This is a genomic window from Parachlamydia acanthamoebae, assembly GCF_000875975.1.
In the GTDB taxonomy this organism is placed as follows: domain Bacteria; phylum Chlamydiota; class Chlamydiia; order Chlamydiales; family Parachlamydiaceae; genus Parachlamydia; species Parachlamydia acanthamoebae.
In genome coordinates this window covers 118,550-132,081 of sequence record NZ_BAWW01000066.1, presented here as the reverse complement: position 1 = coordinate 132,081, position 13,532 = coordinate 118,550, and the positions used below count along the sequence as shown (strand labels likewise).

At 36.6% G+C, this 13,532-nt stretch carries 8 protein-coding genes and 3 pseudogenes; 5 read left to right on the top strand and 6 right to left on the bottom strand.

Features of this window, described 5'->3' with window-relative positions; genetic code table 11:
* Positions 1 to 412: 412 nt before the first annotated feature.
* The 3 genes from AOM43_RS10215 (at position 413) to AOM43_RS10205 (ending at position 2,733) form a co-directional block, all read left to right on the top strand.
* A complete protein-coding gene (locus AOM43_RS10215) occupies positions 413 to 1,264 on the top strand; it encodes an RluA family pseudouridine synthase (protein ID WP_059360145.1) in 852 nt (283 codons plus the stop codon).
* Positions 1,257 to 1,730: a hypothetical protein gene (locus AOM43_RS10210; RefSeq protein WP_006342399.1), complete on the top strand. Its 474-nt coding sequence runs from the start codon at positions 1,257 to 1,259 to the stop codon at positions 1,728 to 1,730. The genes AOM43_RS10215 and AOM43_RS10210 overlap by 8 nt, the downstream gene beginning before the upstream one ends.
* Positions 1,731 to 1,854: 124 nt before the next feature.
* Positions 1,855 to 2,733 (top strand): aldose epimerase family protein, encoded by an 879-nt coding sequence (locus AOM43_RS10205; RefSeq protein ID WP_013924389.1) that lies wholly within the window; start codon positions 1,855 to 1,857, stop codon positions 2,731 to 2,733.
* 32 nt (positions 2,734 to 2,765) lie between these two features.
* Here AOM43_RS10205 and AOM43_RS10200 read toward each other — a convergent pair whose 3' ends face one another.
* Both AOM43_RS10200 and AOM43_RS10195 read right to left on the bottom strand, forming a co-directional pair.
* Positions 2,766 to 4,385 carry a hypothetical protein gene (locus tag AOM43_RS10200; RefSeq protein ID WP_059360143.1) on the bottom strand — a complete coding sequence of 540 codons (1,620 nt, stop codon included), beginning with the start codon at positions 4,383 to 4,385 and terminating at the stop codon, positions 2,766 to 2,768.
* A gap of 154 nt (positions 4,386 to 4,539) precedes the next feature.
* On the bottom strand, positions 4,540 to 6,114 hold the full coding sequence (locus tag AOM43_RS10195) for an F-box protein (RefSeq protein ID WP_059360141.1): 1,575 nt from the start codon (positions 6,112 to 6,114) through the stop codon (positions 4,540 to 4,542).
* A gap of 352 nt (positions 6,115 to 6,466) precedes the next feature.
* On the opposite strand from AOM43_RS10195, the pseudogene AOM43_RS13345 reads away from it, so the two are divergent.
* A pseudogene (locus tag AOM43_RS13345) lies at positions 6,467 to 6,588 on the top strand (transposase); the annotation flags it as partial.
* A gap of 447 nt (positions 6,589 to 7,035) precedes the next feature.
* On the opposite strand, the pseudogene AOM43_RS13125 reads toward AOM43_RS13345, so the two are convergent.
* The 4 genes and pseudogenes from AOM43_RS13125 to AOM43_RS10175 all read right to left on the bottom strand — a co-directional run bounded on the left by AOM43_RS13125 (position 7,036) and on the right by AOM43_RS10175 (position 9,735).
* A pseudogene (locus tag AOM43_RS13125) lies at positions 7,036 to 7,766 on the bottom strand (IS1 family transposase).
* Positions 7,767 to 7,954: 188 nt separating this feature from the next.
* Positions 7,955 to 8,487: pseudogene (locus AOM43_RS10180) on the bottom strand (transposase); the annotation flags it as partial.
* Between the two features lie 13 nt (positions 8,488 to 8,500).
* Positions 8,501 to 8,638 carry a hypothetical protein gene (locus tag AOM43_RS13435; protein WP_161792769.1) on the bottom strand — a complete coding sequence of 46 codons (138 nt, stop codon included), beginning with the start codon at positions 8,636 to 8,638 and terminating at the stop codon, positions 8,501 to 8,503.
* A 356-nt stretch (positions 8,639 to 8,994) separates the two neighbouring features.
* Complete coding sequence (locus AOM43_RS10175; protein ID WP_059360135.1) at positions 8,995 to 9,735, bottom strand: F-box protein; 741 nt, start codon at positions 9,733 to 9,735, stop codon at positions 8,995 to 8,997.
* 762 nt (positions 9,736 to 10,497) lie between these two features.
* Here AOM43_RS10175 and AOM43_RS10170 point away from each other — a divergent pair.
* Positions 10,498 to 13,371: a hypothetical protein gene (locus AOM43_RS10170; RefSeq protein WP_059360133.1), complete on the top strand. Its 2,874-nt coding sequence runs from the start codon at positions 10,498 to 10,500 to the stop codon at positions 13,369 to 13,371.
* Positions 13,372 to 13,532: the final 161 nt, after the last annotated feature.

The following is a 13,532-nucleotide window of genomic DNA, read 5'->3' as shown; positions in this document are numbered from 1 at the left end:
GCTTATCTGATTTTTGTATTAAAAACTTTTCTCTAAGTCATCCAAAAAGAAGTTCTCAAGGCTACCAATTGTTGCGATGCCTCATCTTTTTGTGAAGAAGTTGTTCGTCGATCTCAATCGGAAATTCTATCTCTTAGAGCAAAAAATACCACATGTTCCCCATATTCTGCTTGTCATTTTCCACATATTTTGCGGTCGGGCTAAGTCTTCATATGGGTATTTATAGCTAAATCACCTCTGTTAATAAAATAAAATTATCTTTGGCTTTACAGAGAGAATTATACATAAAAAAACTTTGTTACGCAAGTTAGCTAGTGGAATCAGATAATTAACAATAAGATTTCTAGGCGATCTTCTATTTCCCAAAATTAAATTTTGTGATAAACTAACCCGTTTTTAAGGATTTAAATTTATGGAATACACACTTTCAGAACCATTAAATGCTCTTGACGCATTAGCGAAATTATCACCCAATAGCTCCAAAACGACACTTCGCGAATGGCTAAAGCATGGGCGCATTTTTGTGGATGATCAGATCGTTAAAATTGCTTCGACACCTTTAGAAGCTGGTCAAACCATTTCTCTCGGCGTTAGAAAAGCGCGCAAAGAAAAGGTGCCTATTCTCTATGAAGATGCGCATTTAGTTGTGATCGAGAAACCTGCAGGATTATTGAGTGTTGCAACAAATTTTGATAAAGCCAAGACCGCGCATGCTTTTTTAAAAGAACGCTATCGACCACGTAAAGTTTATGTTGTCCATCGTTTGGATCAAGATACGTCTGGTGTAATGCTTTTTGCTTTAACTGAAGAGGCCTTTTTTGGGTTGAAAGCGTTGTTTGCCGACCACGACATCGACCGCGAGTATACGGCGGTTGTGCATGGGAAAATGACTCAGCAAGAGGGGACTTGGCAATCCTATCTCTATGAGGATAAGGCATATGTTGTTCATTCGACACAAGATCCAGATAAAGGGGAATTAGCGATTACTCATTTTAAGACAGTCGAAGCGCGGACCCATTTTTCTCTGCTCAACTTAAAGCTAGAAACAGGCAAAAAAAATCAGATTCGTGTACATTGCGAAGATCACGGTTTTCCGATTGTGGGAGACAAAAAATATGGGGGAGAAGGGGAAAGTCACATTACTAAGCGGTTATGTTTACATGCCCATCATTTAGGATTTGTACATCCCATCTATAAAAAAGAGATGTCTTTTGATTCTCCGATTCCCGAAAAATTTTACCAGTGTTTAAAAACCCATGCGTAAAAATCAAGGATGGCTTATTTTTCTGCTCATTATTGGCTTGCCCACTTTTTTCTTTAGTGGCACGGCTCTTTATAAGTTATATAACTACTCGCATCTAGATGCTAAGACACAAGCTGAAAAAATTGAGTGGTCGGTGATTAAGGAAGAGCCTTGGTCCATTCTAAATTTAGTGGGATGGGGAGAGGAGCGCTATATTTTAAAGGTTGCCTTCGAATTTGAGTCTGAAGGGGTTTTTTATAAAAAAGAAGCCTATGATGATTCTTTTCGCTTTCGTAATGAATGGGCTGCGCAGCAAGAAATTGCGCAGGAACAAAATAAAAAGCACTTTGTTTGGTTTCAATCCTCTAATCCTCGCCACGCCAATCTGCAAAAAGCATTCCCCGTGAAAGAATGTCTCTCGGCTATTGTTCTTCTAGGAATTTTTATTTATTTCGTGTGCCTTGGATTTTCTGCTGTTCGCCGCTAAATTTTTCCATTCTTGTTTCTAAAGCATTCTTCTTTACAAAAAACATTTTCTTTAAAAGAATGTCCATCAATTGACTTTTCAACAGGGTCGTGATTTGCTTCAGCTGATTTAAGGAAATGGAAATATGCAAAAGATTGTGTTAAAAAATGTCACCTCACAAGGGATCCCTTTAGAAGTCACTTTTCTTCCTGAACAAGGAATGAATATGGCGAGTTATAAAAAAGGTGAAATTGAAGTCATCGATCAATCCACTCGAAATTTATTTGAAGAGCGTTTTGCAGGGCTTGGAGCATTAATCGGACCCCACTTTCACCGCAGATTACCAGCAACCATTCCGCTCATTGCAGATGAGTCCCTATTTCCTCATATTGCGCGTGTTAAACAATCGGGAGTGCAAGAGCCCTTTTCACACGGCATTGGACGCTATGCTCCATGGAAGGCTGAATTTACAGAAACGACGGTGGATGCCAAACTGAATGGAAATGATGAGTGGAAGGGAGTCACGCTGTCCAGTTTGGAAGGACAGAATTTTCAAATGCATTTTCAAGCTGAGCTTACACAAAAAGAACTAAAAATACATTTTTCGGTCGTGAGTGATACAGATTCGCTCGTCGGTCTGCACTATTACTATGCTTTACCTCAAGGCAAAGGTGTCGTTCATTCTCGCATCCAATCGGAAGTGATTGAGAATGGGGAAAAAAAGCCTCCTCGGTGGCAAATGGACGAACAAAATGAGGTTTTAATTCCGATCGCCGATGACGACATTGACACAACTTTTTATCCTTTTCCGAACCCTCGAGCTGGAAAAATTCTGTTAGACGCGGGGAGTTACTATTTGGAAAAGAGGTATCAATGCATTTCACAAGAAAACTCTTGGCAGCTCTATCATCCAAAGAATGCCACATTCGTTTGTATTGAACCGTTAAGCTCGCAAGATCCGCGTCATCCGAACTTGACTGTCAGTTCTATTCAAGTGGAAATCGAAATTTTAGATCCTAAGTGATACGGCCTAAAGGCCGCATCACTTTACATAAATTAAGATAATTTTATTTTTCGGGGGAAAGGAAGACCTATTGATTTTAATGCGAGTCTTACAAGAAAGCCTAATTTCTTTTTGTATGATTTGACGCCCTGCAGGTTTAGAATATGATTCACAACTTCTGCTCGATCTGTATACTTATTCATATGATTATTCAGGAGCATAATAAATACGGGATTAGCGAGGGGAGGCTTTGCTTTTGCTTGCAATAAAAATCCTTTATCAATCAATTCATCAAGTCCTTCTTTCAAACCACGTTCATATCCTATGGTCATCCATCGACAACAGGCCCATGAGCCTTTAAATTGTTGCATTTCGCAAAATTGGAATAATATTGGATTTTCAAGCATAAATTGGTCGAGTTCTTGCTCCGTAAAACTATTAAAAAAATCTGGAGATAGATAATTCAACGCATCTCTTGTTACGGAATACAATTCAGTCTTTACTTGATCTAGAATCGTTTGTTCGAAATTTTTTTGTTCTTCACAGCTAAAGTATTTATTTTTGGTTTTCCGATATAAAAAGCTTAGCATGCGATAATAGACATAGCGCTGATCGCTAGACATTTCCGATAGTGAGTCTTCATCCGCATTGAGAAGGTCATCCATCATTAAACCGCTGATCTGTCTCATCATTCCTAGTGCATATGCATCTCCGGTTGAAGAGTGGGTATGATCCCCAAAAGATAGCTTTCCTTCATATTCCTGCAAAAGATTTTCAAAAAAAGACTCTGTGTTAATGTTGATATCATTATCTAACATGGCGTAGCTTCCAAGCAGAACGCTTTGATTTTGCATTCTGAAAGACAATCCGCCTTGGTCTTTTATGATGTCATCAATTGCTTTTCTTAAAGTTTTTTCACTTTTTTTGTAGCGAATGATGGTAAATGGAGGATCTTGCCACTCTGGAGTATCATCCTCTTCTGGTATTAGTACTATAGATTCAGGTTTTAATGCCCAATTTCCCGTGATAAAGGTATCATGAGCAAACACATTTACTGCTTGATCAATAATTGTACTGAGAGGGGTCACTACAGCCATTGTGCGGGAATCCCATGAGCCGCCTTTATGAGGACGGACAAGTTCTCCAAGAGCAAAGTGAATCGTATTCGAAATAGCAGGAAGTGCTTTTTCGCTTTTAGATGGATTTGCAAATGTTGCGGCAGGCTCAGTAAAAGGGTGTAAAATCCCATCATCAGAAAGGTATTTTGTGGCGTGCACCGCCCAAATTCTATTTTTTAGCTCTACAGAAAGAGGCTTTAAATTCTGATTGAATTCTTTTAACCGGATGCGATCAGTTTTTATTCCACGTCTTCCAAAAGTGACCGCTTTAACAAAAACATGCGCAACTTTTATATGAATTTTGTTATTGCGACGATCAATTTTTTTATTAATCGATTTGATATTAGCATGGCAGGTACGATAAGATTCTATGTCCGTGAAAATAGGTTTTGTTAAGGCATTTATCTTGGCTACCATCATTTTTAAATTGGAAATATCGTGAGTCTTGCACTTTTTTCGAAAAGTCAGTTTGTTCTTTGTTGGATTGAAGACGGGCTTGTAGCCTAGGGCAAGGTAATCCTGGCTTTGATGAAATTTTTTTGATAAAGTAAGCATTTAATATTCTCACAGGCTGTTGTTTTAGATTAAAAATATAAGTATTCGTGATATTATTCAGATCATACCAGGTAATAGTAAATCGTAGTATCAAGTGATGCAACAGGAAATGTTGCATCACTTAGATAAGAAAGGACAAGAGATCGTTTTTTAGTTAGTTGTTTTTTTTAAAAAGGCCTTTAACTTTTTTAATGACGCTCTTTCTTTCTTTAACTAGTTTTATCGCTTCTTTTCTAAGATCTTCCTCGGAAATTTTCTTTGCAAATTCAAGCGCCTTTTCGGGTTGTTTTCTTTCGTGTAAGATTTTCGCAACTTGATACAAGACCGTATTTTTGAGTTGATGAGCCCAAGGTGAAAAATCCTCTGGAGGGGGTTTTATCTCGCTCGCGAGATTGAGGATATCTTCAATTTCGTCAAGTAAGTCGATTGAAGCCAAGTATGTAGCAACTGAAAGAATGGTGGGGTCTTTAGCTTCGGTTTTCATCGTTTTAATTAGTTGAAAAACAGTTAAAAATTCACCATTATTTTCAAATAACCTGTGCCAATTCCGAGAAAGGGTATCAGGAATGGAAGTTGAAGTAATGTTTTTGCGATCATTATAAATATCTACAATTGCTTCTACAAAAATACACTTATTTTTTTTGGAATAAATTCCATTTAAAACAAGGGCGAGATCATTAAAATTTTTTAAATTCTTTAGCCTGTTTGTGATAACGGATTTGTAATCTGATTTAATTTCATCGTTATAAGTACGTTGAGTTTTTTTGCTTTTGTTCAGTCTTTTCACAATTTTTATAGCTAATTCTATAGCAAGTGAATTTGAAATAGAACAATCATTCCCCAAAGAATGCAAAACTTTTTCTAATTCTGAATCACATAAAGAATACAAATGTAAACAAATTGTAGTTACATATGATAATGTATCAAATTGATTTGAAAAGTTTTCAGATTTTAACAAAGCATATAGACTTTGAAAATTGCTCTTTGTCAAATCAGCATTAATCAACATTTTTGCCGCATCCCTGATAAATTTTTTATTTCTTGCGGAACCTATTAATTGATCATTCACGTCGGAAAGATATTTTTTATACATTTCAGCGATTTCAGTTTTTTTTCCAAAAGCTTCTTGTAGTAACGAAACGAATTTATTTATTTCTTTTTTTTCTACTTCAAATTGTTTAAGGATAGGATCAAAAAGACTTGATAGTCCTTTTAATCGACTGAATGCAATTTGGAACTCATTTGAATCCGATTCAGGTGGTAGCTTTTGTATTTCATCTGCTACTTGTCTTATAAATTTATTGTTATTATAGTAGCTTTTTAAAAGTATTTTCTCGCCAGATCTTCCACTAAGAATTTCTAGAGACAAGTCTTCATTGTATTCAAAAAAAATACCAGTGCTAACAGCGATAATATTAGCCAATGTTTTTATATTTTTTTCAGATTTTAATTCTTTACTCAAAACGTCAATAAAAAATGCGATTTCTTTATTGTTTATTTGATTGATGATTGGGAGCGTATCCATAGAGATAGCATGCCATTCTCTGTTGACTAAGCTTGTATGTGGAAGACTTTCTCTTGAAAAAAGAAGAATGTGTTGAATAACTTCAACGGGTAAATCATTAATAGATGTTTTGAAGGTTTTTGTTTCATCCAAAATAGATGTTTCGCGTGTTGCTCCTTCCGAACGAATCGAAAGAGCATCTTGAGATGATGTGATATTATTCATAAATTTTTTTTAAAATTATGTTAAGTAATAATGTTTAATAAAAAAGGAATCGTTTTTGTGTGGGAATTTTAAGATATAATAGAGTAGCAATAGAAATGTGAAATATTTGAAAAAAATAATACTACAAAAGTATATAAAACGCAATCTTAAATTATTAACTTTGTGTTCGTTAGGTTAAGATTGAAGATTTCAATTTTATCTAACGGCTATTAATAAACATTTTAAATTGTGGTTTTAAAATGGATTTTAGTTGTGATTTTTTTGAAAATTGACTTTGTTAGAGCTTGTTGACAAATCCCAAAATTTAGCTATATTAGGATAATCAATAAATTTTGGAAGAAATGAAGATCTCTCTGCAGGTATTGTTGACAGCCAATCAGTTAAAACGACTGAAAGGGGGCTTTGTTGGCTATGATGCGGGAAAGAAAATTAAAGGAAAAAAACGCCATATATTGGTTGATACTCAAGGGCTTTTAATTAAAACATTTGTTACAGTGATAAGAAAAGGACTCTTCGGCATCCTCGATAGTTGGAAAAATCCCAAAAGAAAACTTAAAATTATTTGGGTAGGATGGTTATGATGGACCTTTCACTCAAGCTTATACAAGAAACTATAGAATTGATCCTCAAGTAGTTAAAAGGACGGGTAAGCAATTCAATATGGGTCGTTGAACGAACATTTACATGGCTTGGTAGATATAGAAGGCTGAGTAAGGATTACGAATATGAGTAAGGATTACGAATATCGGACTATTACTACAGAAGCTTTCATTTACTTGGCGATGTCAAATTAATGTTAAAACGCTTATCGAATTAGGTTTGTCAACAAGCTCTTAGATGGAAGACATATATTTTTAGGATAAACCAAACTTGCCTAGATCCATTAAGGTAGAAATTTCAAAATAACATAAGTTTTTATATTCATTCTAGGGTAGTCCTAAATATGTGATGTTGATTGTAATCACAAATAAAATATTTGATGTCCAGACATAATTTGCAAGTTTCTTTGAGAATGATAGCGTTTTTCTTACAAGTCGTGCACATCTTTGTCTGAGCGTATTATTAAATCTTTCAATGTAGCTTGTTTTTCCTGACTCCTTTCCGACTGGGCGGTGTTGTATCCAAGGAACAACTTCATAGTACACTGAGAATTTATCTGTATAAAAGATGGCTTTTTTTTAAGTCTTCGGGTAATTTTCTCAGCAAGCATTCAGCATCTTTTCGTGTGCATTTACCCACATGCATCGCTAAAACTTGTCGTGTAGGTAAGTGAAAAGCTAGCCAAAGCCATTGCTGATTATTCTTGCTCCCGACATAGCTCCACTGTTCATCCAATTCAATAACGGCAACTTCGAACTCTTCTGTGTTAGTTACTGTGGCATTTAAGTTCTCTGGTAAATCCTCAACAATTTCATTAATGAGAATTGCAAAAGCCACGGCATACTGACGGTAAAAATTCGACAAATGCCCTCTAATGAAACCCGTTCTAAAAGTGACTGACGAATTAAACCCCGTCTCTCTTCGCTAATAATTTTGTTTTGGGGGTCTATGACAAACTGACGCCCACATTTAAGACACTGATGATTTTGTTTTCCATTGTGGATATGGCCATTCTTTTTGATCGTCGTCGAGGTACAGGTTGGGCAAGTCAAAGTCTTGTAAATCTCCAAGTAAGACCCAAATAGGAAAGACTTTTATCACTGAAAAGTCAATAAAATTTAAGTTCAGCATTACATGTTTAGGACCACCCATTCTAGGGTATACAAAAAAATGGATAGTCTCGAAGGAAATTGCGAATATCGCGTTAAGTTATAAGTTAATTAATGTAAGTTGCAAATAACTAATTTGTTAGGGAGTTTGTTGCAGCTGCAATAAGAAATCCGAAGACTTTAATTTCAAATCCTTCTGGAGTAATGGCATGAATCTTCCTAGGCAAAAACCTCGAAATTACTCCAAAATGCTCCTCAAATTCACAAAATCATGCAGACTAATAGGACGAAGAGAGTTCGATTTTGGTTGTGCTATCAATCGTATTTTTTCTACTTCTTCAAGCATATTTTGATGTTCATAATCCAAATATGCGGAGTCTCCATAAATTTCACTACCCTTGGGCAAATTACGAGTCATCACTTTGAAAGGAACAGCGTCATGTTCACTACCCGGGCAAAGTATCACTCTCAAAGGACAGCCATCCCGAGAAGCAATTACAGTAACTTTTAGTCCGTAAAACCATTCTCGTTTACTAAAGTTATATCCTCTGAATTCTTCTCCTTCATAAATTCTGCAGTTTCGAATTCTTATGTTTCTGCAAACAGACACAGGAAAAGCATCTACAATGTATTCAAGAGGCAATTTTCCTTGGTTTCTCAACTTGCATTAATTATTATTAATCTTCCTGACAGGAATTATCCCCATCAAGAAGATTTTTATCAATTATATCTTTTTCTTGTAGGAAAGATATTACCAAGTTAATTGATTTTTTAAGTTTGTCATTATAGGTTGCATTTTTAGGCTTTTCTCCCATTCTATAAACCACCGATTTAATTTCTTGTCTTCCTTCTACTCTATGATAATTAGTACGAAGCGATTGGGAGAATGTTAAGCTATTGTAATAACTTAATTCTTCGGCTGCTTCCTTTAGAATAATGGTTATTTTTTCTAGAAGGCTAATGGTTTGAGTAAACTCGACGATTTCGAGAATTTCGGCATATTTCTTTTCTTCTAGCAGTTTTTCTATTGAATTTATAAAGTTTTTGTTTATTTCCGGGTCAAAAATACTATCGAAAAGCCAAGGTAAATTTAAGGCTTTTATTTCCCTTTTTAAAATGTTTATAGACTCATCATCAAAAGAATGGATGAAACCTACGAATTTAAGTTTTTCTATAAAAATTGAGTTTTGAAGTTGAGGGAAGCTTTCTGATTTAGAGAATCTGATATTTTTTTAAGTTTTTCCAAAAGCGTAATTCTTTCTTTCCATATTTCAGCATCTTTTATTATATCAGGCTGATCGCTGTCTTCTATAGAAAGAATCGAATTTTGTTTTGATTTACAGTAATGAATTACAACTTGAATAACATTTTGGAGCAATAAACGTTCTTTTATTTTGGCTGCTTCTAAAGAAACTTCATTCCATCTCGAATCTACTTGCCTAGCATGTAAATAGTCTATTTCGTCATCCATAAAGCTGAGTATGATCTCCAATACTTCCGGGGGCATTTCATTAAGTTCAATTTCAGGAACTTCTCTATTGATAGGGGATAAGGACTGAATTTTAGAGATGACTGCATTTATTTTTTTCAATTCACTCTGATTTTGATCTTCAATTTTGAGAGTTTGAACGATTCCGATTAAATCTGATTGATCCTTTTCTCCTAAAAATTTTTGGTGCTTTTCTGCAAACTTACCAATTTCACGAGCAACCCTAACTGGGGATGTCTGGGCGATATGAAGTTTAGGAAAAAAAGAAATAAACCGCTTAAGCCAGCGGGTAATTTTTTTATCTTGCTCCGAGGAGCCTTTCAATTTTGTATTCAGATAAACACTCTTATTAGTACTAATTTTTTTTAGTTCTTGAACCTGAGAAGAAAAGTTTTCTTGTGTTTTATGAATTTTAAAAGGCATCGAGAAACCTCTTGGTTGAATAAATGTTAAAAAAATATTAGCATTAACAGATTTTGCTTTATTTGTTAAATATTTTTTATTATGTGATTGTTGTTGTTTTGTTTTCTATCCGAGTGTTTTTTTGTGTTAATTAAAAAAATATATTCATTTGTTGAAATATAAACTCCAGCAATAACACCTCTAATTGAATGATTGCTTAATGCGTTTATTCTTTTAGTAAATTTAGTTTCGTAAGAATTTTCTGTATTACTTACCTTTTTCACTTTTGGAAGTTTTTTACTGCCAATTTTGGCGGCAGCTTTAATTCCTTGGTGAATAAGAGGATGTTTAAGAATACGAGAATGTTTTGTCGACTGTAGCTTACTTAAATCTGAGAAATTGGGAGGATTACTTTTATTACCTTCTAAAGGAGATATATTACCTCCAATAAAAATGTAAAATTATTAATTATTTGCTTTTGTGGGTTTAATTATAACGCATGCGGAAATTTTTTGTTTTAATTAACGGAATAAAGCTTTTAATTTGTTTTGAAATAATTAAGAGGAGAAAACAAAAGAATGAATTAAAATAATTTATGGTGTTTATGAGGTGAATTTTAAAGGTGGTTGTGCTATAATAAAACTTGGAATTAGAATACTTTTGATGGCGTGATTTTACTCTAAATATTTGAAGTTGAATGCAATTGACCATGGATTTTTAGAGGAATAGCGCCCTAGTCATCTGACTAGTCATTGTAAACGACACAAACAAAGGAGAATTACAATGTCAATACCAGGTTCAGATGCTAATTTAAATCCACTGAAAAGTCCGATAACTGACCCCTACTACGATTCGACAATTCAACCTTCTACAAATACATCCGTTACAGTTTCTTCTTCGACTCAGACTCTCATCGATAGTTTATCGTCATCTTCAGCGGATGCCGCTACCCAATCCAGCAACTTAGTTCTAGTTGGTCCTTCTGGAAGTCCTTTACTGCCTACACCTTCAACTCACGTTAATTATGGAGACTTTCTTCAGCTCATTCAAAGTGTTACAGATACATTAAAGCAAACGAACTATCAAAATCAGGCTCAAGATTATTTGATGGATAAGGATATGTATTTGGAAAATGCTCTAGCCGCACAGTATTTAATCCAGCTCTACGCCACTCTTGTGGCTTTCTCCAGTCAGATTCAATCGCTTGTTGGTCAAGAAAACGATGCAGTGGCAAGTCTTAATGCGGCACGAGCTCAGTTAAATAACACAATTCAATCTGGAAGAACCGAAGACGTTGCTCAAATCAATGCGATGAATGCGGCAACGACTGCTTATTTAAATGGAGGGTCGCTTCAAGATTATAATACAGCTGTTGCAACTTATAATAATTATATCACTACGCGAAACGTGGAATTGAGTGCAGCTCAAACCACTTATAATTCTGCCGTAGATACATATAATGCGCAGGTTTCCCAAAATAACGCACAACTAGCTCAATTGAATGTGGAAGCAGCTAAGCTGGGAATTACACTCACGCTTTCTAATCAAAGTACTGTTGGTTATGCGTATCCAACACTTCCAGGAGTCGTCACAAATCCTCCAAGCTATGTTGATACGCCAACAGATGGCCTTCCTATGCTTCCTTCAATTACGAATACTGATAACCAATCGAGTATTTTAACGACCTATTATCAACCTGTCGTGGCCGCTTTGCTTCCTCTGATTCAGAATAGTGTGGCTCAAATGAATTTGAATAATGCCTATCTGGATTTGCAATATTATTATTTGGCGGGAAGAGCACCTAATTTACCCAATGCCTATATTCAACAAGCTGTGCAAAGTGCCACAGGAAATAGCAGCACAGCAGTTTCGGCGGGATCCTCTCTGGCAACTTTAGGTAGCCTAGCGCAATCGAACTCCTCTATTGGAAGAGTGTTGTCGGATGGGCTGTATAAATTAACAACTTTGCAGGATAGTCAACCCTTAAGTCCTAGACTTTACGACGAACTCGTATTGAACACGGTACAACTACTTGGACAGGTGAGTGCTTATGCAAGTCTTCCAGCAACTAGTTCTCTCGCACAGCAAGCTGGATTAATTCCGCCAGAAAGCCCAGCGGTGGGATTATCTGTGGGATATGGGGTATTGAAGGGGGTTGTCGGTTCCATTTCTGGTGAATCCTATAAAACGGCTCTTGGGGGATTGATTTCCGCGAATGCAAGTGAAGCTGGTCTCTCCGAACAGGGAATTGCCCAAGCTCAGCGTGTTTTAACAGCAACGACTAACCTTGCTATTTTGCAAATCGCGCTTGTTCAAGCTGCCGTAGCGTTGCAATCACCAGGCCTTGTCTCACAATTCTTGTCAAATCTGGAAAACTTACCAAACAATTCGGTGCTTTTAGCCTCAAGCTCAAATGGATCTCAAACGAATGATGTGCTGCAGAATGCGGTTTCTCGCTCCCTATTGAGCTCGGCTTTAGCGGCTGAAGCTGCTAAGCAAGGATTGGAGGTGAATGCGCAAGCAATTAACAACGCATTGGCTAATGCTCAAAATCAACTCAATGCCAATGTGAATAATCCCAATACCTTACAAAATGCTTTATCACAGGAATTTCAGCAGGCGGGACTTTCTAGCGCACAAGCCAATGCTTTAGCTGCCCTAACAGTTGCTGAACTCGGCGGTTCGGCAAATCTACCATTTTTAAATGGTGTTTTTAGCGGCGTGATTGATTCGGCAAACTTGCCTATCAGCACTTTGGCCGCGAATGTTGGAGTGGGGAATGTCAGCTCAGGAATTATCGAGCAGGCTATTCAAAGCTCTTTAGCCAAAGCCAGTAGCCCAGATAGCTTTCAGTTGGCTTTAAATACGGCTTTAACCCAGGCGGGTTTAACAAGTGATACCGCCGCAAGTGTTTCTCGCAATCTGACAGTTGCTCTAGCTCAATCTGCTTTTACTCAAGCTTTGGGATCCAATTTAGTCAACCTAAACTTATTGCAAGCTTCGGTAGCGCAAAGTTTGCAGAACCAAAATGCATCAACGACAACAGATAATGCCGCAACTCAAGCGAATGCAGCTGTTACTGCGACTGTTGGTCACGGTCCGCGAGCGGGAAGTGTGGCGGACCTCAAAAATATTTTGGCACAAGAATTGATTAATCAAGGAATTGCAGAAGAGCAGGCTAAAGCTATCGCTCAATCTGCGATTGTGGATTACGCAAATCCTGAAGCAAATCCTTTGGAATCAGGCAGTTTAACAAGGACACTTCAACCTCAAGAACTCGCTCAACAAGTCTTCTCTCGCGTTTTTGGCTTAGCTTCCGATTTGGGACCTTCCTCAGCTCAAAAACTGGCCTCAAATTACACACTTGCTCTACTTGGATTATCGACTCAAGGTGAATTAACAGATCGAGAACAGGCACAGCCTGCGGCATCTGTATTAAGTTTATTTAAACAGCAGTTGCAAGAACTTTCCAGTGCCGGACAGTTGGAAATTTTTAAACAGTGGGTTTCTCAAATGAGAGATTTAACCAATCCAAACCTGGAATTGGCACAATTCTTGAGTCAGATAAAAGAGCCAGCGACTGTTTTGTTGTCCACTGCAATTCCTTCTACTGGCATGCAGCAACTGAAACGACCTATCGACTCCCTACAAGTTTAACTACTTGGTCTCCTGGCATTTATGTGGATGCCAGGAGAGGGTTTTGGATTGAAAATTAAATAAAAATTTGATAGAATAATAATAGGGAAATGGGAATATAAAGATTACATGATGCTTATTATCGAAGTGTTATCTTTAGGGGACGCGGAAAAATTGTTCTG